At 40.5% G+C, this 22,722-nt stretch carries 25 protein-coding genes and 1 tRNA gene; 9 read left to right on the forward strand and 17 right to left on the reverse strand.

The annotated features are described in order from the left end of the window. Nucleotide 1 precedes the first annotated feature (1 nt). The 8 genes from U0R10_RS03265 to U0R10_RS03300 form a co-directional block, all read right to left on the reverse strand. A complete protein-coding gene (locus tag U0R10_RS03265) occupies nucleotides 2–457 on the reverse strand; it encodes a FixH family protein (protein WP_377982437.1) in 456 nt (151 codons plus the stop codon). Next, the gene (ccoG, locus tag U0R10_RS03270) at nucleotides 450–1,844 is read right to left on the reverse strand and encodes a cytochrome c oxidase accessory protein CcoG (protein WP_377982439.1); all 1,395 of its coding nucleotides are present in this window, start codon (nucleotides 1,842–1,844) and stop codon (nucleotides 450–452) included. The genes U0R10_RS03265 and ccoG overlap by 8 nt, the downstream gene beginning before the upstream one ends. 34 nt (nucleotides 1,845–1,878) lie before the next feature. Continuing rightward, nucleotides 1,879–2,097 (reverse strand): YgaP family membrane protein, encoded by a 219-nt coding sequence (locus U0R10_RS03275; protein ID WP_377982441.1) that lies wholly within the window; start codon nucleotides 2,095–2,097, stop codon nucleotides 1,879–1,881. Nucleotides 2,098–2,111: 14 nt separating this feature from the next. After that, complete coding sequence (locus tag U0R10_RS03280; protein ID WP_377982442.1) at nucleotides 2,112–2,855, reverse strand: cbb3-type cytochrome c oxidase N-terminal domain-containing protein; 744 nt, start codon at nucleotides 2,853–2,855, stop codon at nucleotides 2,112–2,114. 8 nt (nucleotides 2,856–2,863) lie between these two features. Beyond that, the gene (locus U0R10_RS03285; RefSeq protein ID WP_377982444.1) at nucleotides 2,864–3,028 is read right to left on the reverse strand and encodes a hypothetical protein; all 165 of its coding nucleotides are present in this window, start codon (nucleotides 3,026–3,028) and stop codon (nucleotides 2,864–2,866) included. 4 nt (nucleotides 3,029–3,032) lie between these two features. Further along, nucleotides 3,033–5,156, reverse strand: a complete 2,124-nt coding sequence (gene ccoN, locus U0R10_RS03290) for a cytochrome-c oxidase, cbb3-type subunit I (RefSeq protein WP_377982446.1) — start codon at nucleotides 5,154–5,156, stop codon at nucleotides 3,033–3,035. Continuing rightward, nucleotides 5,153–5,308 (reverse strand): cbb3-type cytochrome oxidase assembly protein CcoS, encoded by a 156-nt coding sequence (gene ccoS / locus U0R10_RS03295; protein WP_377982448.1) that lies wholly within the window; start codon nucleotides 5,306–5,308, stop codon nucleotides 5,153–5,155. Before ccoS ends, ccoN begins: the two co-directional genes overlap by 4 nt. A gap of 81 nt (nucleotides 5,309–5,389) precedes the next feature. Further along, nucleotides 5,390–7,816 carry a heavy metal translocating P-type ATPase gene (locus U0R10_RS03300; protein WP_377982449.1) on the reverse strand — a complete coding sequence of 809 codons (2,427 nt, stop codon included), beginning with the start codon at nucleotides 7,814–7,816 and terminating at the stop codon, nucleotides 5,390–5,392. A 119-nt stretch (nucleotides 7,817–7,935) separates the two neighbouring features. On the opposite strand from U0R10_RS03300, the gene U0R10_RS03305 reads away from it, so the two are divergent. Then, the gene (locus U0R10_RS03305) at nucleotides 7,936–8,337 is read left to right on the forward strand and encodes a cyclic nucleotide-binding domain-containing protein (RefSeq protein ID WP_377982451.1); all 402 of its coding nucleotides are present in this window, start codon (nucleotides 7,936–7,938) and stop codon (nucleotides 8,335–8,337) included. Between the two features lie 70 nt (nucleotides 8,338–8,407). On the opposite strand, the gene U0R10_RS03310 is transcribed toward U0R10_RS03305, so the two are convergent. Beyond that, entirely contained in the window at nucleotides 8,408–9,214 is an 807-nt protein-coding gene (locus tag U0R10_RS03310; RefSeq protein ID WP_377982453.1) for an SDR family oxidoreductase, read from the reverse strand. Between the two features lie 90 nt (nucleotides 9,215–9,304). Here U0R10_RS03310 and rlmD point away from each other — a divergent pair, with 90 nt between their 5' ends. Beyond that, entirely contained in the window at nucleotides 9,305–10,732 is a 1,428-nt protein-coding gene (gene rlmD / locus U0R10_RS03315) for a 23S rRNA (uracil(1939)-C(5))-methyltransferase RlmD (protein WP_377982454.1), read from the forward strand. Nucleotides 10,733–10,803: 71 nt separating this feature from the next. On the opposite strand, the gene dnaB is transcribed toward rlmD, so the two are convergent. Further along, on the reverse strand, nucleotides 10,804–12,399 hold the full coding sequence (gene dnaB / locus U0R10_RS03320) for a replicative DNA helicase (protein ID WP_377982456.1): 1,596 nt from the start codon (nucleotides 12,397–12,399) through the stop codon (nucleotides 10,804–10,806). Between the two features lie 107 nt (nucleotides 12,400–12,506). Here dnaB and U0R10_RS03325 point away from each other — a divergent pair, with 107 nt between their 5' ends. Genes U0R10_RS03325 through U0R10_RS03335 form a run of 3 tightly spaced genes read left to right on the forward strand, consistent with a single transcriptional unit; the run spans nucleotide 12,507 to nucleotide 14,761 of the window. After that, nucleotides 12,507–13,466: a PhoH family protein gene (locus U0R10_RS03325; RefSeq protein WP_377982458.1), complete on the forward strand. Its 960-nt coding sequence runs from the start codon at nucleotides 12,507–12,509 to the stop codon at nucleotides 13,464–13,466. Continuing rightward, nucleotides 13,447–13,890 (forward strand): GNAT family N-acetyltransferase, encoded by a 444-nt coding sequence (locus tag U0R10_RS03330; RefSeq protein ID WP_377982459.1) that lies wholly within the window; start codon nucleotides 13,447–13,449, stop codon nucleotides 13,888–13,890. The genes U0R10_RS03325 and U0R10_RS03330 overlap by 20 nt, the downstream gene beginning before the upstream one ends. Before the next feature lies 1 nt (nucleotide 13,891). Then, nucleotides 13,892–14,761 (forward strand): pirin family protein, encoded by an 870-nt coding sequence (locus U0R10_RS03335; protein ID WP_377982461.1) that lies wholly within the window; start codon nucleotides 13,892–13,894, stop codon nucleotides 14,759–14,761. Between the two features lie 3 nt (nucleotides 14,762–14,764). Here U0R10_RS03335 and U0R10_RS03340 read toward each other — a convergent pair whose 3' ends face one another. Then, nucleotides 14,765–17,194 (reverse strand): TonB-dependent receptor, encoded by a 2,430-nt coding sequence (locus U0R10_RS03340; RefSeq protein ID WP_377982463.1) that lies wholly within the window; start codon nucleotides 17,192–17,194, stop codon nucleotides 14,765–14,767. Between the two features lie 126 nt (nucleotides 17,195–17,320). Further along, nucleotides 17,321–17,695 carry a DUF3127 domain-containing protein gene (locus U0R10_RS03345; protein ID WP_377982465.1) on the reverse strand — a complete coding sequence of 125 codons (375 nt, stop codon included), beginning with the start codon at nucleotides 17,693–17,695 and terminating at the stop codon, nucleotides 17,321–17,323. A 71-nt stretch (nucleotides 17,696–17,766) separates the two neighbouring features. Between U0R10_RS03345 and U0R10_RS03350 the strand changes: the two genes are divergently transcribed. Together U0R10_RS03350 and trhO are read left to right on the forward strand one after the other, a co-directional pair. Continuing rightward, nucleotides 17,767–17,850, forward strand: a tRNA-Leu gene (locus U0R10_RS03350). Nucleotides 17,851–17,886: 36 nt separating this feature from the next. Continuing rightward, nucleotides 17,887–18,876, forward strand: coding sequence for an oxygen-dependent tRNA uridine(34) hydroxylase TrhO (gene trhO / locus U0R10_RS03355; protein ID WP_377983006.1), 990 nt, complete (start codon nucleotides 17,887–17,889; stop codon nucleotides 18,874–18,876). 8 nt (nucleotides 18,877–18,884) lie between these two features. On the opposite strand, the gene U0R10_RS03360 is transcribed toward trhO, so the two are convergent. The 3 genes from U0R10_RS03360 to U0R10_RS03370 are packed head-to-tail and all read right to left on the reverse strand — an operon-like array spanning nucleotide 18,885 to nucleotide 19,997. Beyond that, nucleotides 18,885–19,217 (reverse strand): iron chaperone, encoded by a 333-nt coding sequence (locus U0R10_RS03360; protein ID WP_377982466.1) that lies wholly within the window; start codon nucleotides 19,215–19,217, stop codon nucleotides 18,885–18,887. A gap of 4 nt (nucleotides 19,218–19,221) precedes the next feature. After that, a complete protein-coding gene (locus tag U0R10_RS03365; RefSeq protein ID WP_377982468.1) occupies nucleotides 19,222–19,548 on the reverse strand; it encodes a DUF2834 domain-containing protein in 327 nt (108 codons plus the stop codon). After that, nucleotides 19,545–19,997: a hypothetical protein gene (locus U0R10_RS03370; RefSeq protein WP_377982469.1), complete on the reverse strand. Its 453-nt coding sequence runs from the start codon at nucleotides 19,995–19,997 to the stop codon at nucleotides 19,545–19,547. Before U0R10_RS03370 ends, U0R10_RS03365 begins: the two co-directional genes overlap by 4 nt. A gap of 40 nt (nucleotides 19,998–20,037) precedes the next feature. Here U0R10_RS03370 and U0R10_RS03375 point away from each other — a divergent pair, with 40 nt between their 5' ends. After that, on the forward strand, nucleotides 20,038–20,916 hold the full coding sequence (locus U0R10_RS03375) for a nucleoside phosphorylase (protein WP_377982471.1): 879 nt from the start codon (nucleotides 20,038–20,040) through the stop codon (nucleotides 20,914–20,916). Here U0R10_RS03375 and U0R10_RS03380 read toward each other — a convergent pair. After that, on the reverse strand, nucleotides 20,870–21,367 hold the full coding sequence (locus U0R10_RS03380; protein WP_377982473.1) for a GNAT family N-acetyltransferase: 498 nt from the start codon (nucleotides 21,365–21,367) through the stop codon (nucleotides 20,870–20,872). The two genes, U0R10_RS03375 and U0R10_RS03380, sit on opposite strands and share 47 nt — an antisense overlap. A 51-nt stretch (nucleotides 21,368–21,418) precedes the next feature. Here U0R10_RS03380 and surE point away from each other — a divergent pair, with 51 nt between their 5' ends. Continuing rightward, nucleotides 21,419–22,186, forward strand: a complete 768-nt coding sequence (gene surE / locus U0R10_RS03385; protein WP_377982475.1) for a 5'/3'-nucleotidase SurE — start codon at nucleotides 21,419–21,421, stop codon at nucleotides 22,184–22,186. Here the strand turns inward: surE and U0R10_RS03390 are convergent. After that, the gene (locus U0R10_RS03390; protein WP_377982477.1) at nucleotides 22,157–22,714 is read right to left on the reverse strand and encodes an NUDIX domain-containing protein; all 558 of its coding nucleotides are present in this window, start codon (nucleotides 22,712–22,714) and stop codon (nucleotides 22,157–22,159) included. The two genes, surE and U0R10_RS03390, sit on opposite strands and share 30 nt — an antisense overlap. Nucleotides 22,715–22,722: the final 8 nt, after the last annotated feature.

Here is a 22,722-nt window from a genome sequence, read left to right on the forward strand (position 1 = left end):
TTTAGTTGGCCAGCAATCGAGCTTCTTTTAAATAATTATGCCCATTAACGCTCCATGAAATAGAATATTTCCAGGGACCTTTCGTAAGGAATTCGCTTGGAATTGTCCAGGCCTCACCGTCTTTAGACGTCCATACCAGACTTTTGTCTTGTTGGGCATTCGACGGTCGGAAGAATTGTATTTGTGCCGACTGTATTCCCATGGGTAGCCGCACGAGCATTAGCTTATTTTTAGCAAAAAATTGAACATGAAGCGTATCGGATGTGGGGACTTTTTGATTTTTCAAGTCCAATTTTTTTTGAAACTTTTGACCATCTTCATAGTAATTGTCGCCTACTAATTCAATGACCTGATGCGTCATATGGATATAGAAATAGGCCATAAATGCGCCAAATAGTACAAATGTCAGGATGATTCCATGCCCCCAATGGAAGCCTTTTTTGCTTGATTTATTCATCGGGTTGTATAAAACTAGTTTTCAAATTTTCTTCTTTTCCTTCATCGCTAATAATCTTCACAAGGACTTTTTCACCGGGTTCCCATGACAGAGTACCTGCTTGAATAAAAAATTCACCTTGAGCCATTTGAAATGCTGGTACTTGTTGGATTCGATTTCCTACCCAAACAAGTTTTAGTGGCGCATCTACGGAAACTTGGAAACCTTGCGCTTTCATCGATTTATTTAAGATGCGCAATTGGTATAAATTGCTAACCAATTGCGTTTTTTCGTCATATTGATACGTCATTCCAGGAGTACGTAATAAGGTTGATTCCCAATTTCGTCTGGTTGCCAACATAAATACGAGTACGCTTATGATTAATATCAAGACGGAAGTATAGGCTGCAATGCGCTTGGTGAATTTAAGTTTGGTGCCTGTATTTACTCCATTCAAGGAGTCATATCGAATTAAGCCTTTGGGTTTATGCACTTTGTCCATGACTTCATCGCAAGCATCGATACAAGAAGTGCAACCAATACATTCTAGTTGGTTACTACCATTTCGAATATCGATTCCCGTAGGACAAACGCGTACACACCAGTGACAATCAATGCAATCCCCTTTTTCTTCTGTCTTGGTTGCCTTACCTCTAGGTTCGCCACGTTTGTGGTCATATTGAACCAGTATCGAATTATTATCTAATAAAACGCCTTGTAATCGCCCATAGGGACAAACAACGATACAAACCATTTCTCGGAATCGAGCGAAGACGAAATAAAATACCCCGGTGAAAATCAACATGGCAGCTAAGCCTTTCATATGATCATATGGATTTTCATTGATCATTTTTAGCCACTCCTGTTTTCCGATGATGTACATCAAAAAGGTATTCGAGATAACAAAAGCTAGTAAGAAAAACAGCGTGTGTTTACTGCTCTTTTTCAGGATTTTTTCATTGGTCCAAGGGCTTTCGTTTAAACGTCGCTGCGCCTTATCATCCCCTTCAATCCAGTATTCAATTTTACGGAATAGCATTTCCATAAAAATGGTTTGTGGGCAGGCCCATCCGCACCAAATTCGCCCAAATAAGACCGTAAACAAACTAATGAAGATTAGAAAGCTCACGAGACCCAGAGCCACTAAATGAAAATCTTGTGGGAAAAATGGAACACCCCAAAAGATGAATTTGCGTTCTAATACATTAAACAAGAAGATCGGTTGGCCATTTACCTTCATCCATGGTAATCCAAATAATAACGTTAAAAGAACATAGGCAACATAGGTTCTTAGTTTATACAATTTGCCGATAATACGTCCGGGATAAATCCAAAGTCGTTTACCGTCTTTGGATTGATTGTATAGATGATTTCGGAAATCATCATTATCAAGATTGAATTGAGACATAAAATTAAGGTCCGATTTCCTCGGACCTTTGGGGTTAATTAAACTGTGGAGGTTCTTCCCTGACGGTACTTTTGTGAAGCATTTTGTATAAGGGGCAAATTCTTACAAAGCCAGTTATGGCAATGATAGCGGCAACAACATACGTAGCTATCGTTAAGTTTGCAGGTATAATTTTAGCGTAAGCCAAAATAATTAACACAACTGCTAATGCAATGCGTACGACGCGGTCCATTTTTCCAACGTTCTTTCTCATGATTTTAAGTTTTTTTAAGGTTTAAATTCTTCACCTTGAGGCTCCTTAGCCCCCGGTGGGTTGGTTCCCTGTAAGGTTAATACATAAGATGAGACCTGTTGGATTTGAATCGGATTTAACGTTTTTTCCCAAGCAATCATGCCTTTTTCCGGAATACCATGTGTAATGGTTTTGAAGAGGTCTTTGATCCCTCCGCCATGAATCCAGAATTTATCCGTTAAATTGGGTCCTACGCCTCCCTGGCCCTTATCTCCGTGACAAGCTACGCAATTTGTTGTATAAATAGTTTTTCCTTCTGTTAAATCTTTGGCAACATTAGTCACAGTTACATTGTCTTCATTGACTGAATTTGCGAATTTTTTCATGTAAGCTTCTCGTGCTTTTTCCGCTAGTGCAACTTCCGTTTTGTATTCGTTTTCCTGTAGATTGTCTGTAGCATAAACATGATAATAAAATCCATAAACAACTCCGAAAATGATGGTGGAATAGAACAAATACATAAACCAGGGTGGAGTCGGATTATCCAACTCTTCAATCCCATCATAGGTATGCTCCATCATTAAATTTCGCTCCTCTTCTAGTGGCTTGAGTCCTGTAAATTTTTGCCACCAAGTCAAGGTTTCCTCTTCAGTTTGATTCGGGGATTTGACTAATTTTTTTAATGCCGCATTTAACTGTAGTGTCACAATCAAGATGACAAGTCCTGTCAACAAGATTAAACTAACTAGCCAAATTTCGATAAAGTTGAATGTCATCATACGTCGTTTTATTTTTCCTTTTCAAAGGGTAATTGTTTCATCTCCTCAATATGTTTGCGATCTATCAAGAACATATATATGCCCACAGCCGTGAAAAAGACCATAAATGTGATTAATGAGAAGATCATGTAGGAATCAGCTCCAGGAATATTCGATATGAATTGTTTGAACATAGCTTTATTTTTTAGAGATGTCTGTACCAAGTCTTTGGAGATAGGCTATCAAAGCGATAATCTCTTTGTTGGCCGATACCTTGATTTTCTCCTCTGCCAATCGCTCTTGAATTACTTTTGATTGTATTTTCAAATCTGCCACGGCATGTGAAATTTCCGCATCAGAATATGGAACACCCATTTTTTTCATGGCTGTTAATTTTTCTTGCGTTAGATCTGTATTTAATGTTTGCTCATAAAGCCAATCATACGCAGGCATGATTGATCCAGGAGACATCGATTGCGGATCACGCATATGGTGATAATGCCATGAATCTGGATATTTACCTCCTTCACGATGCAAATCTGGACCTGTACGTTTCGATCCCCACAAGAATGGATGGTCATATACGAATTCCCCTGATTTGGAGAATTCCCCATAGCGTTCCGTTTCACTACGGAAAGGACGTACTAATTGCGAATGGCAATTGACACATCCTTCACGAATGTAAATATCGCGTCCTTCTAATTCTAACGAAGTGTATGGTTTCACTGCCTCTATGGTAGGTACATTCGATTTGACCATAAACGTCGGAATTAATTCAACGAGTGAACCGACCAAAATCATGATGAGGGAGCCGGCCAACAACTGGATTGGTTTACGTTCGATCCAGCGGTGCCAATGTTCCCCTTTTTCAGCTTCTTCGGTTACCGCTAAGGGTGCGGCTTCAGCTGCCTCATTGGCCAATAAAGTTCCCTGAGCCATTGTTTTGAATAAATTGTAGGCCATTAAGATGGCACCAATCAAATAGAGCGTTCCTCCGATGGAACGCATCATGTGCATCGGTAATAATTGCAAGGTCGTATCTAGGAAGTTGCCATACTGCAAAGTCCCCTCTGCCGTAAATTGCTTCCACATCATACCTTGCGTAAATCCCGAGATGTACATCGGGATGGCATAAAATGCAATGCCAATCGTCCCAATCCAGAAGTGTATTTTTACTAATTTCTCAGAGAATAAGGTTGTTTGGAAAATGCGTGGTACTAGCCAATACAACATCGCAAACGTTAAGAAACCATTCCATCCTAAAGCTCCCACATGTACATGCGCTACAATCCAGTCGGTGAAGTGCGCAATGGCATTGATATTTTTCAAACTCAACATGGGCCCCTCAAATGTGGCCATACCATAGCAGGTAATGCCAACTACCATGAATTTCAAAATCGTATTTTCACGAACCTGATCCCAAGCTCCACGCAAGGTTAATAAACCATTAATCATCCCACCCCACGATGGAGCGATCAACATGATTGAAAATACAACACCTAGTGATTGTGCCCAATCCGGTAAACTGGAGTATAATAAATGGTGAGGGCCTGCCCAGATGTAAATGAAAATTAAAGCCCAAAAGTGCAAGATGGATAATCGGTATGAGTACACTGGACGATTCGCCATCTTTGGCAGGAAGTAATACATTAATCCCAGGAAAGGAGTCGTTAAGAAAAATGCGACCGCATTATGACCGTACCACCACTGAACTAGGGCATCTTGAACGCCGGCATATACATAATAGGATTTGAATAATGAAATAGGTAATTGCACGGAATTGGTTACATGCAACACGGCTACCGTGATAAACGTGGCGATGTAAAACCAAATCGCTACATACAAATGGCGTTCACGTCTTTTAAATATGGTACCAAACATATTCACACCAAACGCCACCCAAACCAAGGTTATGGCTATGTCGATTGGCCATTCTAATTCTGCATATTCATGCGACGTGGTAATCCCTAAAGGTAGTGTGATGGCTGCAGCAACAATGATGCTTTGCCAGCCCCAGAAATGGAAGCTAGATAAAATATCACTAAACATGCGGGCTTTCAACAAGCGCTGAAGCGAGTAATAAACGCCTGCAAATATGGCATTCCCCACAAAGGCAAAAATCACCGCATTCGTGTGAAGCGGACGAATACGTCCAAAAGTTCCATATTGAGTAAAATTCGCCATCGGTTCGAAAAGTTGGGTGGCAATGATAACGCCAACCAGCATACCTACGACTCCCCAGATGATTGTCGCAATAGCGAAATTTCGAACAATCGTATTGTCATAAGCGAATTGCTCTAGCGTGGTAGACTTTGTGCTCATAAAGGTTTATTTGTTTTTTCTTCTGTTAATATGCGCATGGCTGGTGTAATCAAATCGTCTTGTTGGCCATTTTTAACCGACCAAACAAACGCTAATAAAAAGCCCACGGCCATCAGTAAACTCAATGCGATCATTACGTATATGATTTCCATAGGTATGGGTGTTTATTTATTCCAAAATTCAAGTTTATCACTCGGCAAAAACATGACTTCTGTCAATTTTGGTCATTCATTTTATGATTTTAGTGCATGTCCTTTCCAACTCATGCCCAGATTCGCAATGAGTAACATACTAATTGAATTTATAGGCATCAAAACGGCTGCAATGAGAGGTGATAGATTTCCTTGCACTGCATAGCTTAATCCGATGGCATTATAGACCAAGGACAAAAGGAAACTCAGTTTGATCAATTTTAGGCCAAACTCGGAGAAGGCTAAATATTTCGGTAATTGAGCTAGTTGCTCCCCTTTTAAAATCGCATCACTCGCAGGCGTGAAATGTAGATGATCATCTGAAATTGCAATTCCTACATGCGCTTGCCTTAAAGCTCCCGCATCATTTAAGCCGTCACCAATCATGGCCACGCGATGCCCTTGTTCTTGAAGGGATTGAATAAAGTTCATTTTATCCATCGGGCTACATTCAAATTGATAGGTACTCGGATCCGGAAACCAGTCCAAAATGCTTCCTGCATGGGCCTGTTTATCTCCTGATAACAAAAACACCTGGTATTTGGCTTGTAACTGATGAATCATTACTTCAATGCCAGCTCGATAAACCCAGGGAAATTCAATAAATCCTACAGAGATCCCTTCAATTTGAATATATAATTGCGATTCCGACCGGATGTAGTCGTTGTCTTTAGGTACGTTGTGTCCGGTGTATTTGGCATTTCCTAGACGATATTCGACTCCTTCAATGACAGCTTCAAGTCCTTTGCCCGTTTTTTCAGTAAATTTTTCTAACGGTACAATTAGCTGTTTTTCAGGCACATAGCGTACGAATTGACGCGACATGGGATGGGTGGATTGTAAGGCCAACGAATAAAGTGCACTCCATTCTGATGAGCTTAATTCCCTCGTTAGTTTTGCGATGGGTTCTAGGGTACTCGGTAACGTTAATGTGCCCGTTTTGTCCAATACAATGGTATCTACCTGAGCCATGCGCTCAAAGGCCTGGATGTCCTTGATGAAAAAATTACTTTTTGCAAGCCAACGAATCCCATGACCAAGTGCAAATGGATATGAGATGGCTAATGCACATGGGCAGCCAATAACTAAAATGCTGACGACGGCATTGGACCACCGGCTTGGATCGGTATAGAGCCAGTAACTGCCTACGAGGATGGCTAGACTAAGGAGGCCTACTGTAAAATACACGCCAACTTGATTCGCAAAATTTTCCCAATTCTCAGTTTTATGTAAGGGATCTTTAAAGGCCTGCTGCTCCCATAATTGGGTCAAATGACTCTGCTTGAGCTCTTTTTTGATTTCAATTTCGATACGCTCACCGGTATGTCGGCCGCCAGCATACATCGAATTCCCTGCATTAATTCGCACCATTTCACTCTCCCCTGTGACAAAACTGTAATCCAATTGGCTAGAACCCGAAATAAGTACCGCATCAGCTGGAATGATTTCTTGATTGCGTATGATTAAGCGATCACCTATTTTGATTTCATTAAGCGGATAATTCACTTCTTTTCCACCTTCCAATTTGCTTATCACCAAAGGGAAATATGACTTGTAATTACGCTCAAATGATAGGAAATCGAAGGATTTTTGTTGGAACCACTTCCCTATCAACAAAAAGAAAATTAGTCCCGACACCGAATCTATGTACCCAGCTCCCGTTTGCGAAAATACCTCGTAAACGCTGCGGCTGTAGCCAACGAGAATACCGATTAAAATTGGTAATTCAATCGTCATTTTTCCCAGTTTCAGATGGGCCCATACGTTTTTGAAATAATCTGATCCGGAGTAAAAGACAGCCAAACTGCCTAATGCAATATTTAGATACCCGAAGAGCTGTTTGAGTGATCCATCTTCGATGCCTAAATATTCAGGGAAACTAAATAACATGGCATTGCCTGCGCAAAAACCAGCAATCCCTAATTTGATAAATAACTGAGTTTGATGATTTACTTGTTCTCGCTTTTCTGTTGAAACTTCATCTGACGATATTAAGGGTTCATAGCCTAAACTAGCGAGTAAAGTGGCTATTTGACCTAAGTTAATCTGGTCTTCTTGAAACCAAACTGTCAGATCTTTTTTGCCAAAATTCAAGGTTGTTTTGACGATTCCTGAATTTAATTTTTGAAGATTTTCAAGTAAATACAAGCAGGATCGGCAGTGTATGGCAGGTAAATGAAAATTGACTTTCGAAACGCCTTGACTTGAAAAACTGATAAGTTTATCGTTAAAATGCGGATTGTTGAGGAATTCAAAATTTTGTGCCGAAGGTGCTTTTCCTGGATTTACATCACAGACATAATATTCCGCTAGCGCGTTGTCGTTCAGTAGTTGATATACCTGCTTACATCCATGGCAGCAGAACGCTTTTTCGTCGTAGTGGATGATATCATCTGGACAGATTTCATGGCAATGAAAACAGGTTTCTTCTGTAAGGGTGGCTATTTCTTCTACTTCACTTGCGTACATATCACCAAATTTTACACAAAAATGAATGCTTTTTCGAAGGCAATTTGTGACAAATCGCACATGGGAAACTGATGATTATCATGAATCACTTGAATGAATGCGTCTACTTTTGTTCAGCAATGGAAATAACAAAGGATCTTTTAATTGATACGGAACGGAAAATACTCGCCAGTGGTATTTTGATCAATTATCTGCCAGCGGAGTTTTTGTTCCGACAAGGTCAAAAAGCGGAGTTTGTCTTTTACTTAAATCGGGGTTCCATGGAAATGCAATGGCCTGAGAAAGACAAGAAATTAACGATTAGCCAGCGAAACGTTTTCATTGGATTGGACGAAGCTTTTAGCGAAGGACGTTATGTCTGTACAGCCATGACGACTGAATTGTCCGAGTTTTTAGTTTTTGAACGGGCTTATTTTATGGAGTTAATACAGGAATTCGAATACGCGATTCCTTATTTGGAATCAATGCAAGAGGCATTTATTCGGAATTTAAGTCCTAAAGAAATTAGCTATTTTACCTAGCCAACTGATATTAATAGAGTGGTAAGTTAATGGGTGTAAGCTCCTGCTAGATTTTATCTGGCAGGGCTTTTTATGTTAAGGGACTATCTTTCTCCTTTTTTAAGGTATTGTAGACCATGCGGTCTAGCCAGCCGTTCATCCATTTATTTAAGAATACTGTAAGCTTACCTTGGAACGTTAATACCAATGTTTTTTTGCGCGCTTGATACGCTTTTCGGATCGCGTGAGCGACCTCTTCTGCCGACATCATTTTGCCTTCTTCGCGCATGGAACTTCCGGCGAGGGAACCATCGCCAACTAACGATGCGCTTCGGATATTGGAAGCCGTAAATCCAGGGCATGCAGTTAATACGTGAACACCTGTGTCTAATAATTCAGTGCGTAATGCCTCGAGAAAGCCATTCATCGCAAATTTTGAGGCTGAATATCCAGTTCTGACCGGTAAACCTCGGTATCCTGCAATGGATGAAATTCCGATGATTCCACCCTTGGTTTGTTTTAAATAAGGTAAAGCAGCGTGACACGCATACACAGTACCCCAAAAATTAATGTCCATCACTTGTTTCAAGACGTTCAAGTTGACCGTTTCAAACATAGACCGCATCGATATACCCGCATTATTGATTAGCAAATCGATCTGTCCATACGTCTGAATGGTTTGTTGGATCATGGCTTTGGTCTGCTCCTCCGAGCTACTGTCGCATACGATTAATGTTACTTCAATGTGTGCATGACGAAGTTCTTCTGCGGCATGTAGCAAATTAGCTTCATTGCGGCCGGTAATAACAATTTTGGCGCCTTGGTTTCCAAATTCAAAAGCCAATGCTTTTCCAATTCCTGATGAAGCGCCTGTGATGATGACAACCTTATTTTTCATACCTGATTATTTCGATGCGAAGTTAAGGTTTTATCTGGAATTGGTTGGCTTGACCATTTAAAGCCTTATTTTTGCACATATTTACAAAAGATGAGTAAGAAGAAGGAAAAGAAAGTGCCGGTGGTTTTGGAGCAAATAGCTATTTTAGATTTTGCTGCAGAGGCTAAATGCATTGCCAAAGTGAATGATGAAGTCATTTTTGTTCAGGGTCCTGTGGCCCCTGGCGACATAGCGGATTTACGCATTTTAAAATCAAAAAAGAGTTTCAAGCAAGCGCAGGCCATTAACATTCAACCTTTATCCGAACATCGGACAGAAGTTGCCTGTGCACATTTTGGAATTTGTGGAGGTTGTAAGTGGCAGCATGTTTCCTATGCGTCTCAAATTGCCTTTAAAGAACGTCAAGTACGAGATAATTTGACTCGAATCGCTAAAGTTAAATTGCCTGAATTTCAGCCTATTTTGGGTAGCTCGGAGGAATATTATTACCGGAATAAGTTAGAATTTACCTTTTCTTCGGCCCGTTGGCTCACGGAAGATGAAATAGGAAAAGAAGATTTGGGATCGATGAATGCCTTAGGTTTTCACGTACCAGGACGTTTCGATAAAATTTTACCGGTGGATCATTGTTATCTACAGCCAGACCCATCCAATGCCATTCGGAATGGTGTGCGTGATTTTGCTCAAGCGAATGGAATTTCTTTCTATGAGTTGAAGATGCAAAAAGAAGGTGCATTACGTAACCTAATTATTCGCAATACGCTGACGGACGAATTGATGGTAACGGTGCAATTTGCTTATGCCACTGAAGATGAGATTCATTTAGTGATGAACTATTTGAAGTCGGCATTCCCCATGATCACCTCATTGAATTATGTTATCAATCAGAAAGGAAATGATACGTTCCATGATTTAGAGGTGGTTTGTTATGATGGGAAACCATTTATGTTGGAAGTAATGGAGGATTTGAAATTTCAAATCGGTCCGAAATCGTTCTTCCAAACGAATGCTAAACAAGCGCTTCATTTATACCAATTAGTCCGGGAGTACGCTGGCCTGACGGGTAATGAAGTTGTTTATGATTTGTATACGGGAACTGGAACGATTGGTTTATTTCTCGCTAAACACGCAGCTAAGGTTGTTGGCCTCGAGTATGTCGACATGGCCGTCGAAGACGCGAAAATCAACGCTTCTTTGAATGGAATTACGAATGCCACCTTCTTTGCGGGTGACATGAAGAAGGTACTAACGCGTGAATTTATTGCGATTCATGGGAATCCAGATGTCATAATTACAGATCCTCCGCGTGCGGGTATGGATTTAGATGTGGTGAATCAGATTTTAGAGGTACAACCTCACACGATTATTTACGTAAGTTGTAATCCGGCTACGCAGGCGCGCGATTTGGCATTATTGGATGTTGCTTACGAAGTAGATGTGGTACATCCGGTGGATATGTTTCCACAGACACATCATGTGGAGAATATTGTGAGGTTAAAGTTAAGAAGTAAGAGGTAAGAGGTAAGAAGTAAGAAGTAAGAGGTAAGAAGTAACAACTACTCTCACTTCTTACTTCTTAACTCTCACCTCTAAAATGGGCTATTCAACGGATCAAAATCCTCTGGTGGTAAATTCATTTTACTACCTTTAAAGACAGCATCAGAATTTCCTTGTTCGAAGGTCGACGTTTGATCGCCAAGCGCACTTAAATTGAAGTTCTCTCCTCCTTCACCGCCACCAAATGGCTGGAAGTCTAAATCACAATATTTCGTGAATTTACCGATGAATTTCAACCAAACACTGTCGAGTGAACCGGAACGGTTTTTGGCCATAATGATCTCTCCCATGCCAGCCAAGGAATTTCCTTGGTCATCCGCTGTGATGCCGTAATATTCCGGACGGTAGATAAACATAACCTGATCGGCATCTTGCTCAATGGCTCCAGATTCACGAAGGTCAGAAAGTTGTGGTTTCTTGTTACCTCCACGCGTTTCCGTAGAACGGTTCAACTGTGAAAGTGCAATTACGGGAACGTCGAGTTCTTTGGCTAATTGCTTCAATGCACGTGAAATCTGTGCAATTTCTTGTTCACGGTTTCCAGAGGCACCTTTACCAGAGGAATCACCAGTCATCAACTGCAAGTAATCGATGACAATTAATTGAATGTCTTTTTGGGCTTTTAAACGTCTACACTTGGCACGTAATTCCAAAATAGATAAGGCTGGCGTATCATCAACGAATATCGGGGCTTCAAAAAGGCCTTTGATCTTCGTGTGAAGTTGTTGCCATTCATGCGGTTCTAATTTACCCCGACGAATTTTTTCTGCCTCAATTTCAGCTTCAGCGGATATAATACGATTGACCAATTGCACCGCACTCATCTCAAGTGAGAATAGCGCAACTGCTTGGCCATGATCAACGGCAGCGTTCCGACAAGCCGAAACGACAAAGGCGGTTTTACCCATACCTGGACGCGCGGCGATGATAATTAATTCTTGTTTTTGCCAGCCAGAAGTCAAACGATCCAAATCTGTAAATCCAGATGGAACCCCCGTTAAGCCACTTTTTTGTAATTGCTTCTTCTCAAGTTCCTCTACAGCCTTCTTTAGGATGTCGGACATACTCTCGTAATTCTTACGAATGTTCGATTCCGCAATGGTAAAAAGCTCTTGTTCCATTTTATCTAAAATGTGGAACACATCCGTCGTATCCTCGTAAGATAATCGCTGGATTTCGGAAGAGATTTGAATTAACTGACGCTTAATGTATTGCTCAATGATGATACGCGCGTGGAATTCAACATTAGATGTGGAACTAACACGTGACGTTAATTGTGCCAAATAACTGGTACCACCCGCTTTTTCTAGATCTCCTGTACTTTTAAGGTAGTTGTTGACCGTTAACAAGTCAACCGGCTGCGAAGCTTGAAACAAAGCCTGAACGGCTCCGAATATCTTTTGATTCGATTCTTTGTAAAAACTATCTGGCTTAAGTAACTCAATGACATTGGCCAATGGTTCTTTTTCCAACATCAACGCACCCAATAATGCTTCTTCCAAATCAACCGCTTGGGGTGGTAATTTACCTAATCCCAGATCACTTAAGCGCTGCGGAGCATTTGAACGAACATTGCCAGAGCCTTGTCGTCCTTTATTGAAAATTTGTGCGGGGGTATTCGAATCCATAGACTACAATTTTACAAATTTTATATAAAATTAACATGTAAATCATCGGATAAAATTTCAAGATTTCCCTATTTTAGTACTTTCATTCATGCCATAATCATAACTAGTTGATCGAGAAAAATATATCCTTGTCCGAAATCTCCCTGATCGAGTTTCTTGGAGTTTCCAATGCACATTTTCAATTACTCGTGGACGCATTTCCACAAACGAAAATCATCTCTCGCGGAGATCAGTTAACCATTCGAGGTTCAGATGATCAAATTGCCTTAGTCGAAGCAATCGTTAATCAATGCATTCAGCACCTGAATAAACACAGTACGTTTACGGCAATTCACATGAAGGCCTACATTGATTCGGTATTAAATCCAACGGGTGAAGAAACCGTTACCCCTTGGGTCGAGGATAAAGATGTGTTGCTTTTTGGTAACAAAGGGATTGTGATTAAAGCCAAAACGCCTAACCAACGGAAACTCGTAGACGCTGCTATTGAAAACGATATCGTTTTTGCCATCGGACCTGCTGGAACAGGAAAAACCTATACAGCGGTGGCTTTGGCTGTCAAAGCATTGAAAAATAAAGAAGTTAAAAAAATCATCATTACGCGTCCCGCGGTAGAAGCTGGAGAAAATTTAGGTTTTTTACCGGGTGATTTGAAGGAAAAAATCGATCCCTATTTACGTCCCATCTATGATGCCTTGGACGATATGATCCCGGCGGAGAAGTTGAAATTCTATTTGGAAAATCGGACCATTGAAATTGCACCTTTGGCCTATATGCGTGGTCGAACCCTCAATAAAGCTTTTATTTTGCTAGATGAGGCACAAAATACCACGTCGATGCAAATGAAGATGTTCTTGACGCGTATGGGTATTCAGTCAAAAACAATCATTACAGGTGATAAATCGCAAGTGGATTTACCCAAGAATCAAACGTCCGGTTTAGGTGAAGCGGAACGTATTTTATCCGGTATACATGGTATTTCATTTGTTGAATTAGATGGCTCAGACGTTGTGCGTCACCGCTTAGTTCGCAAGATCATTGAAGCGTATGGAAAGCAGGATAAATAAAATTACGCAGGCCTTATCCCCTGCTGATATCGATCTTGTTTTTGCGATTCGAACGGAGGTTTTCGTTGTGGAACAAAAGTGCTTACCGAAAGAAGAATTTGATGAATTGGACGCAGTAGCGATTCATTATTTGTATTGGGTTGATGGTCAACCTGTTGCCACAGGTCGTTATCGCAAAAAAGAAAAAGGCATTAAGATTGAACGTATTGCCACTTTGGCACCGTATCGCGGTAAGGGGTATGCCTCGGAAATAGTGCGTTTTTTAATTCAGGAGGCCCAAATGGCATATCCCGAGGTAAATTATTTTTATTTGCATGCCCAACAAACCGTCATGCCGCTTTACGCTTCTTTGGGGTTTGAACCCTATGGCAAAACTTTTATAGAAGCAGATATTGTTCATCAAGCCATGTCCTTAACATTGTAATATGTCCACCAAGTCGATTCAAGCCATTTACCCTCCTGGACCACCTCATTTTGTAGGTGATGGATTTCGGGTGCATAATTTTATCCCAAGTAGACAAGGCTTAGACATGCAGCGCATGAGTCCATTTATCATGATGGATTACGGTGCCAAATTTCATTTCGATCCTTCAGATACACCGCGCGGCGTAGGTGTACATCCACATCGTGGATTTGAAACGGTAACCATTGCTTACAAAGGGCGTGTGGCGCATCATGACAGTGCAGGTGGCGGAGGTATTATTAGCGAAGGCGATGTACAATGGATGACTGCCGCTTCAGGTGTATTGCATAAAGAATACCACGAAGAAGAATTTAGTAAATCAGGTGGTGATTTTCAGATGGTTCAGCTTTGGGTTAATTTACCGGCGAAGGATAAGATGTCGGCACCTAAGTACCAAGCCATCGAAAACCAACAGATTCCGCGTGTTCCTGTTCATTTAGGCGAGGTGGAAGTGATAGCTGGTTCTTATAAAACTGCGCAAGGCGCAGCTAGTACCTTTACACCAGTTAATTTGTTGAATGCCAAATTGAGTCCTGGAGGAAAAGCAAGTTTTGATTTTCCTGCTGAATATAATACGGCTTTAGTGGTCATCGACGGAGAAATCCGAGTGAATGGTGTTGAGTTAGCCCCAGAAAATCATTTCGTTTTGTTTGATACCGATGGAACTCAATTTGAGATTGAGGCAACTGAAGAATCTGTGGTTTTGATTCTTAGCGGCGAACCGATTCGTGAACCGATCGCCGCACATGGGCCGTTTGTGATGAATAGCCGACAAGAAATTATGCAAGCTTTTGAGGATTTTGAAAAGGGGAAATTCGGTTATTTGGAGTAAATACTATTTTGTTTTTACTCTAGATTTTTCGGCATCTAATCCGGTGGCTCGTACCCTCGCTCCTTTTATGGCCATATTTCCAAACCTGTAAGTGAAATTCAAACGAACGACACGCGAATCTTGACGTGGTCGAACGACGATATCTAAGTCGCCGTATTTGATATATACATTTGGATTCGAGGTAAATAGTACGTCTTGTGCGTTTAAACGCAAAACACCTCGTTTGTTGAGCATTGTTTTTTGAATACCTAAATTAAGCGCTCCTCCTGCTCCAAAAATAAAGGCACTTTCCAAACCTCCCGTGAAATAATTTCCGCCAATTTCAAATCGGTAATCTTTTGGTAATGTGAAAATATGATTCGTATTGATGTAGAACATGTTTCTTGCCGGACTTAAAGCTGCATTTTCAACTTTACCTTCTAGCTCTGCCCGATTGAAATAGATATCTGTATTGCTCGTCCACCATTTCTTAATCGGTATAGGTAATGAAAACCCTAAGCTATAATTCGTCCTTTCAGCCATATTAGCCGTGGTTTGATAGGATATTCGTGCTTCCGTATCCTGTTTTAATATTTCAGTGATGACGTTTGTCGTATGGCTATAGCCGAATGTCGTGCTGAAAGCGCCTAAAAATGTATGGCTTAATTCAATCGAATTTGTGAGCTGTGGCGTCAGCATGGGATTACCCACTTTAAACGTGTAATTATCTAGAAAGAATACGAATGGATTTAGGTCCCCATAATTGGGGCGGTCGATGCGGCGAGAATAGTTAAATCCAAAACTATGTTTGGGGGAATAGTCATATTGAATAAATGCACTAGGGAATAGCTGTGCATAATCTCGATGGAACGTTGAATCTTTCACGTTTGACGTATACGCTTCCGAAATGCCATCTGCTACGGTCCATTCACCGCGTAAGCCAAACTGATAACTAAATTTTCCGATAGCCCGTTCCGTATTTAGGTAGGCTGCATGAATTTGCTCTCGGTAAATGAATTGATTGCTTTGGCCTGTTAAAAACTTAAACTGTGCGTCACCTTCATTTTTTCCTTGAAAGCGTAAATCGTTATCCGTTTGTACGTAGGAAGATTTAAGTCCAGTTCCCCATTTAGATTTTAAGAATGATGGAATGACGTAATCTAGTTTAAAAGAGTATTGGTCCACGAATGATTTAGCATCATTAATCAACAAAGAATCGACACGCAGAGGTTTGAAATTACCTGTTAAAAACTGAGATTTTAGATTCGATGTACTATTGTCGGCAAAGCGCGCATAATCCAAGTCAATCGTCAATTCCCTTCCTGTGCTATCATACGTATGTTTTACATTGAAATTAGCAGCATAATTCTGACTGGGATTGCCTACATTATTGATCGTGTTCAAACGGAAAAGGGCATCGCCTGCTGTCGTATTTTGCGTGGTTTTATTCAAGCCATCCCGTAAGGTATATTGATTGAAATTGCCTGAAACCAAGATGCCCAATGTAGTTTTTTTGGAGAAATACCAGTCAACCCCACCTTTGAGTTGAGTACTTTGATTCTCGTTTTTGTAGGCAAAGCTATTTTCCCAAACTTCATTTTGCGCCCTAAAATTTCGAACTAAGTTATTTCTTTCTAACAGGGTGCGATTCACTACAGAACCATTCCCAAACCAGTTCCAGCCATTTTTCCGGTAGTTAAGATTTACTCCTGCACTCTCACGGGCGTATATACCTTGAGCAAAGGTTGCATTGGCGGAGCCATTCAGGCCGATGTTTGAATTCTTCTTTAACTTAATGTTAATGATTCCTCCAGTTCCCGCTGCATCATAACTTGAGGAGGGATTGGCCATAATCTCTAATTGTGATATTTGGTCTGCGGGTAAATTCTTAAGATAATTCGCTAAATCAGCTCCTGTTAAATATGAAATTTTACCATCAATCATCACTTTGGCTCCTGATTTTCCGCGTAGTGAAATGTTCCCATCTTTATCTACAATCACCCCTGGGGAACGTTCTAATAGTTCCATGGTAGTATTTCCTGCAGCCATGGCGGAGTTCTCCACATTGACAATTGTCTTATCTAATTTCCTTTCAATGAATGGTTTGGTCGCTGTGACTTTAACCTCCGCTAATTCAGTGCTCAGCGGACTTAAGGTAATGATGCCTAATTCGATTTTGCTATCGGCCGAAATTTCTTCTAGGTCTAATTTGATTGATTTTAATCCGGTGGACTGAATCGTCAGGGTAAACTTTCCTACTGGTAGTTTGCTCACACGCAAATCGCCATTTTCATCCGTATTCATTCCTTTGACTAAGCTTGAATCGGAGGTTTTTTTTAATAGAATCGTCGCAAAAGGAAGCGATTCTTTGTTGGTATCTTGAAGATGAAGGTGTAATGAATTTTGGCCAAAAGCCGAAAAGCTACTTAGTACGAGTAAAAAAAGAAATCTCATGCAGTTGAACTAAATGTAAAAATCGACCAGCAAGATGCACGTGAAGTAGAAACAGTTGTCTGATCAAAAAAAGAAATGCCCAAGGTTGTACCCCTTAGGCATTAGTCTTTAAAATATCAGTTGTACTTAAAAAGGCAAATCGTCACCACTTTCAGCAGCCAATGGAGGGAATTGATATCCGCCTGCTGGACTAGCTTCTACATTTGGTGGAACGCTTGGGCTTGAACCTGTGCGATCTAGACGATAAGCACGGATTTCAGTGTACCAACGTTCGTTATATTCGCGGGATTCAACATTAAATTGAACCTTAACGATTTCTCCTTCTTGTACGGGTGCTAGATCTTGGGTTTTGTCTCCCCACACCGACATACAAACTTTTTTAGGATATTGATCTTGTGTTTCAAGGACAAACTCTTGTTTGATCCAGTTGGAACCATTTTTACCTGTTCCTGTAACTTCAGGTAATTTCTTGATTAGTTTTCCGCTTAGTTCTAAAGCCATTAATTGAATTATTTGAATTTTTGAATTGTTGGCAAGTAAGTAAATATTTGGTAATTTTGCTAACCGTTTTTGGCGATGTGGTGAAATTGGTAGACACGCTACTTTGAGGTGGTAGTGCCGCTTTAGGTATGGGAGTTCGAATCTCCCCATCGTCACGAAATTTTTTGTTTAATCTGTAAATCATGTTGAAGATGAAGCCTTACAGTGTGTTACTTTACTATAACTATACTCCTATTCCCAATCCGGAGGAGTATCGCATCAAACACCACCTTTTTTGTATCGAAAATAATCTGCTCGGCCGTGTCATTGTCGCAGCTGAAGGATTAAATGGTACGATTTCAGGTCTAAAATCAGATTGTGACGCCTACATGCGTTGGTTAGAAAATGACCCAATTTTTGCCGGTACTGATTTTGATTTCAAAATTGAATCTCACGATATACATACGTTTAACAAGCTTCATGTGCGTGTTAAAGCAGAGATTGTTCATTCCGACTTACCAGTGAATCCACGCATTAAGACTGGTAAACATCTTAAACCGAAGGAATTTAAGGAGATGTTGAAAAACGATCCCGATGTTGTCTTGGTAGATATGCGTTCAAACTACGAGCATGAATTGGGACGATTTAAAGGTGCGTATACCTTTGACATGGAGAATTTGCGTGATTTGCCAGATCATGTGCAAGAGATTGAACATTTGAAAGGGAAAAAGGTAATTACATATTGTACAGGTGGTATTAAGTGTGAAAAAGCTTCAGCTTATTTATTGGAAAAAGGGTTTGAGAATGTGTACCAATTGCACGGTGGGATAATTAAATATGGTCTAGAGGAAGGTGGTGAAGACTTTGATGGTTCTTGTTACGTATTTGACAACCGGGTGGCCACACAAGTTAATTCAGTTAATCCGGAGGTTATCTCCACTTGTTTTGTTTGTCAGGAATCATCTGATCACATGGTTAACTGTGCAAATCCTGAATGCAATGAGCATTTGGCTATTTGTCCGAGTTGCTTGAAAGAAATGGAGGGCGCTTGTTCTACAGCTTGTAAAGACCATCCGCGAAAGCGTCCTTACAATGAAAAAGGATATTATTCCAAAAATTCGGTGGGTTATTCGCCGGAGCTAGGGTTCAAGTCCTTTGGCAGAAATGAAAAAATTGAAAAGAAAAAAATGGCTCAATCTTGAGCCATTTTTTATTTATCGACTTCTTCCACGCGGAAACGCGTGATGTCTTTGATCAATTCGAGTGGCATCGGTAAATGATACGGAAACTTTACAGCTCCTTTCGAACCTTCAAATGCATTCAATCGCTCCTGAAAAACAACCAAAGGTTTAGGCGTTGGGTAGAATCCCAAATGATTATTCCAAGCGGCAAAGTGAACTAGATTTTTCTTGTATTTGAACGTTGGCATTCCATACGCCATAATCTCTTCCGTTCCTTCTGGAACAACCGATCGAATGGCATCCCGCACTTCACGTAAAATTTTCTGAGTGGCTTCAGGAAATGTATTAATATATTCTTCCATGTATTTAGGCTAATTGACGATGTCTGACAAACAAAAATAAGGGAAAGGCAAAAGCGAAGCCTATCAATACCGTTGCTGCTAAGTATAGGTAAAGGTATTTGATTTTGATGCGGATTCCTTCAACCAACATAAAAAAGGTTCCCGTGATGGCTCCCGTCCAAAAATCACAACTCAAACTTTTAGCATAAGGATCCATGGTCCAGGTACTTTTGCAGAATGCAATGACATCAAAGTTTCCTCCATTTTCTTGTATACCTACAAAGACAAAATAGGCTGTAATTCCACCACCTACGATGGATAAAAGCAAATACAGATAATGCGCATTTTTCATAAGATTGATTTTATAGTTATTTTTCTTCCTCTTAATTCAATGATTTCATTGGTTTGTTTTCCAACAAGTAATTCACCTAAGGGTGAATCTGCTGAAATCGCATAAAATGGGGTCCCTGAGCAGCTTAATTTGCCTAATCCCACAGATAAATAATAGTTTTCAGCATCCGTTTCGATGAAACTGCCTAGGCCCACGCGCGTTGGATTTTCGTGTATATCAATGCGCTTCATTTGGGCTAGTTGGCCTTTTAGCATATCCAAACTCGCACTTATCTTATCCATTTCCCGTTGCATCATTTCTCTACCCGTTTCAAATTTATCCCCGGCACTACTTTTTGTATCGGAATCGCGGGATTCTTTGGCCAACAAATAATCTTTTCTTCCTTGCTCCATGCGTTCCTCTAAATGTTGGAGAATTACGGCATGTATTTCTGCTTTGTTGCTGACCATATAAATGAAATGATTTCGGAAATTATCAATAATTTCGCGGATGACCTATTTCTCACCAACTGACTTAATCATTAATCCGGACGGTAGTTCGTATCATTTAGCGATTCGACCGGATCAATTGCCTGACCAATTGATCTTAGTGGGTGATCCTGAACGGGTTCCCAAAGTTTCCCAATATTTCGATCGAATCGATACCCAAATTCATAAACGTGAATTTGTAAGCCATTTTGGGGAACTAGGCGGTCGGCGCTTGGGTGTAATATCCAGTGGTATTGGTGCGGATAACGTGGAAATCGTGTTGAATGAATTGGATGCGTTGGTCAATATCGATTTTGAGACACGTCTGGAAAAATCAGTTAAAAAATCCTTGAATCTGATTCGTATAGGTACTTCTGGGAGTATACAATCTGATATACCTATAGATACATTTTTAGTTTCGGAGGCAGCCATTGGATTTGATAATTTGGCGCAGTTTTATGGATTTGAATCTGATAAAATGCTTTCAAGTGATCTATTGCGGGATTGGTGTGAGTTGATTCATTATCCATTGCCTGTATATGGCGCTCAGGCTAGTTCAAAATTGGTAGATCAATTTCAGATGATACCGTTGCACGGATTTACGTTAACAGCTCCTGGGTTTTATGCGCCTCAAGGAAGAACTGTTCGAATGAATTCCATGTTGCCCAATTTCTTGCAGGATATTGCGACACATGCATTTGATGGGCATTTGATCACTAATATTGAAATGGAAACAGCGGCATATTATGCCTTTGCAGCATCTTTGGGTCATGAAATGATATCGCTTAATGCCATTTTAGCGAATCGCCAAACGCATGAATTTTCACAAGACCCCGAAGGTCAGATCCAAAAACTTATTGAGCTGACTCTAGATTCAATTGCATCACATAATCGTCCATAACATAGCCATTACCTATATCTAGGACCATTTCTTTTGCTCGGAAGAAGCCCATTTTTTCGTAAAATTGAACAGCTGAATTGAATTTATTTACATTTAATTCAATGTGCTTCACTCCTGCTTTGAATCCGAATTCTTTAATGAACGCAATGATTTGACTTCCTACGCCTTTTGATTTTTGGTCTGGATCAAGATAGATTTTGTGCAATTTCATTTTACTGGGTTCCGTAATTTCCATCGCGAAATAACCAATCACCAGATCTTCATCTACGGCCAAATAAAACGCTATTTGTGAATTGATTTGCTTCATCAAAACTTCCGTTCCATACATCATATCCAACATATAAATCGTTTGGTCCTCGGATAAAATATGGCTGTATGTAGGACGCCATGCTTTTTCAGCGATTTGTTGGATGACTGGTATATCAGAAATGACTGCTTTTCGGAATTGCATAGACTAATTTAATGCGCGCAAATTTGTAAATTGCGCACAAATATACAATCTATGAAGCCACTTATTTTAATTGCCAATGATGATTCTATTTCTTCCAAAGGAATTCGTGTTTTAACCGAGATTATGGCTGAAATGGGTGAAGTAGTTGTAATTGCACCAGACACGCATCAATCTGGCATGGGACATGCCATTACCATGGGAACTCCCCTACGCGTGACAGAAACGTTTGATTTTGGTCCTCAGGTCAAATCCTATAAATGTTCTGGAACTCCAGCCGATTGCGTCAAGATTGGAAAACATTTGATTTTAAAGGATCGAAATATTGATTTGGTTGTTTCTGGTATCAACCATGGTTCAAACGCCTCGATTTCTGTTTTATATTCAGGTACAATGTCTGCCGCTATCGAAGCTGCCATGGAAGGAATTCCTGCCATTGGATTCTCCTTATGTGATTTTCGTGCGGATGCTGATTTCAGTCATTGTCATGATTTTATCATTAAAATAAGCCAACAAGTATTAACGCATGGACTACCGAAAGGATTGACATTAAATGTTAATTTTCCGGAGAAGTCGGCAGAGGCACCCAAAGGAATCAAAGTGGTTAAACAAGCAGATGCGGTGTATCGGGAGCGTTTTGCAGAGCGCAAGGATCCATACGGCCAGCCTTACTATTGGATGGATGGTGATATAGAGCATTTCGACAAAGGGAATAATACGGATTTGGATGCTCTAGCAGCCAATTACGTGAGTATTGTACCTATCAAATATGATTTGACTGATTATGATGAGTTACGTGAGATGCAAACCTGGGAACTTTAACGCGTAAGTCATTAAGGTCGCTGCTGATAATACATCTTTTATTTCCCCGTTTAATGCCATTTGAATGGCCTCTTGAACGGGGATTTTTTTGATTTGTAGTATCTCGGTAGATTCGGGCTCAGAATCTTTTATGGATAAATTTTCTGCCAAATACATCATCGATTTTTCATCCGTAACCGAATTTGAGAGGTACTGCTCCCCCAAAAACGTCCATTTTTCTGCAATTAGGCCTGTTTCTTCTTTTAGTTCGCGTTTGGCTGCTTTAAGAGGTAATTCATTTAGACAACCGCCCTCTGGCAATTCCCATGAATAGGCATGGATGGTGTAGCGGTATTGGCCAACTAAATAGGTGTTCCCTTCACTGTCGATAGGCAGTACAGCGATCGCTGTATTTTTGAAATGGACTTTGCCGTAGATTCCGGGTTCTCCGTTGGGTTTAATGACATCATGATGTTCGATACGAATCCAATCGTTTTCGTATCGTATTTCTTCACGGAGTGTTTTCCACGGGTTTGATTCCTGTTCCATCCAACAAA

This window comes from Aquirufa avitistagni (assembly GCF_042715545.1).
GTDB classification, from domain to species: domain Bacteria; phylum Bacteroidota; class Bacteroidia; order Cytophagales; family Spirosomataceae; genus Aquirufa; species Aquirufa avitistagni.

What these genes read in the sequence shown, in the direction of transcription:
- U0R10_RS03265 (WP_377982437.1), bottom strand. Translation starts at nt 457, where the DNA reads ATGAATAAATCAAGCAAAAAAGGCTTCCATTGGGGGCATGGAATCATC.
- ccoG (WP_377982439.1), bottom strand. Translation starts at nt 1,844, where the DNA reads ATGTCTCAATTCAATCTTGATAATGATGATTTCCGAAATCATCTATAC.
- U0R10_RS03275 (WP_377982441.1), bottom strand. Translation starts at nt 2,097, where the DNA reads ATGAGAAAGAACGTTGGAAAAATGGACCGCGTCGTACGCATTGCATTA.
- U0R10_RS03280 (WP_377982442.1), bottom strand. Translation starts at nt 2,855, where the DNA reads ATGATGACATTCAACTTTATCGAAATTTGGCTAGTTAGTTTAATCTTG.
- U0R10_RS03285 (WP_377982444.1), bottom strand. Translation starts at nt 3,028, where the DNA reads ATGTTCAAACAATTCATATCGAATATTCCTGGAGCTGATTCCTACATG.
- ccoN (WP_377982446.1), bottom strand. Translation starts at nt 5,156, where the DNA reads ATGAGCACAAAGTCTACCACGCTAGAGCAATTCGCTTATGACAATACG.
- ccoS (WP_377982448.1), bottom strand. Translation starts at nt 5,308, where the DNA reads ATGGAAATCATATACGTAATGATCGCATTGAGTTTACTGATGGCCGTG.
- U0R10_RS03300 (WP_377982449.1), bottom strand. Translation starts at nt 7,816, where the DNA reads ATGTACGCAAGTGAAGTAGAAGAAATAGCCACCCTTACAGAAGAAACC.
- U0R10_RS03305 (WP_377982451.1), top strand. Translation starts at nt 7,936, where the DNA reads ATGGAAATAACAAAGGATCTTTTAATTGATACGGAACGGAAAATACTC.
- U0R10_RS03310 (WP_377982453.1), bottom strand. Translation starts at nt 9,214, where the DNA reads ATGAAAAATAAGGTTGTCATCATCACAGGCGCTTCATCAGGAATTGGA.
- rlmD (WP_377982454.1), top strand. Translation starts at nt 9,305, where the DNA reads ATGAGTAAGAAGAAGGAAAAGAAAGTGCCGGTGGTTTTGGAGCAAATA.
- dnaB (WP_377982456.1), bottom strand. Translation starts at nt 12,399, where the DNA reads ATGGATTCGAATACCCCCGCACAAATTTTCAATAAAGGACGACAAGGC.
- U0R10_RS03330 (WP_377982459.1), top strand. Translation starts at nt 13,447, where the DNA reads ATGGAAAGCAGGATAAATAAAATTACGCAGGCCTTATCCCCTGCTGAT.
- U0R10_RS03335 (WP_377982461.1), top strand. Translation starts at nt 13,892, where the DNA reads ATGTCCACCAAGTCGATTCAAGCCATTTACCCTCCTGGACCACCTCAT.
- U0R10_RS03340 (WP_377982463.1), bottom strand. Translation starts at nt 17,194, where the DNA reads ATGAGATTTCTTTTTTTACTCGTACTAAGTAGCTTTTCGGCTTTTGGC.
- U0R10_RS03345 (WP_377982465.1), bottom strand. Translation starts at nt 17,695, where the DNA reads ATGGCTTTAGAACTAAGCGGAAAACTAATCAAGAAATTACCTGAAGTT.
- trhO (WP_377983006.1), top strand. Translation starts at nt 17,887, where the DNA reads ATGAAGCCTTACAGTGTGTTACTTTACTATAACTATACTCCTATTCCC.
- U0R10_RS03360 (WP_377982466.1), bottom strand. Translation starts at nt 19,217, where the DNA reads ATGGAAGAATATATTAATACATTTCCTGAAGCCACTCAGAAAATTTTA.
- U0R10_RS03365 (WP_377982468.1), bottom strand. Translation starts at nt 19,548, where the DNA reads ATGAAAAATGCGCATTATCTGTATTTGCTTTTATCCATCGTAGGTGGT.
- U0R10_RS03370 (WP_377982469.1), bottom strand. Translation starts at nt 19,997, where the DNA reads ATGGTCAGCAACAAAGCAGAAATACATGCCGTAATTCTCCAACATTTA.
- U0R10_RS03375 (WP_377982471.1), top strand. Translation starts at nt 20,038, where the DNA reads ATGACCTATTTCTCACCAACTGACTTAATCATTAATCCGGACGGTAGT.
- U0R10_RS03380 (WP_377982473.1), bottom strand. Translation starts at nt 21,367, where the DNA reads ATGCAATTCCGAAAAGCAGTCATTTCTGATATACCAGTCATCCAACAA.
- surE (WP_377982475.1), top strand. Translation starts at nt 21,419, where the DNA reads ATGAAGCCACTTATTTTAATTGCCAATGATGATTCTATTTCTTCCAAA.
- U0R10_RS03390 (WP_377982477.1), bottom strand. Translation starts at nt 22,714, where the DNA reads ATGGAACAGGAATCAAACCCGTGGAAAACACTCCGTGAAGAAATACGA.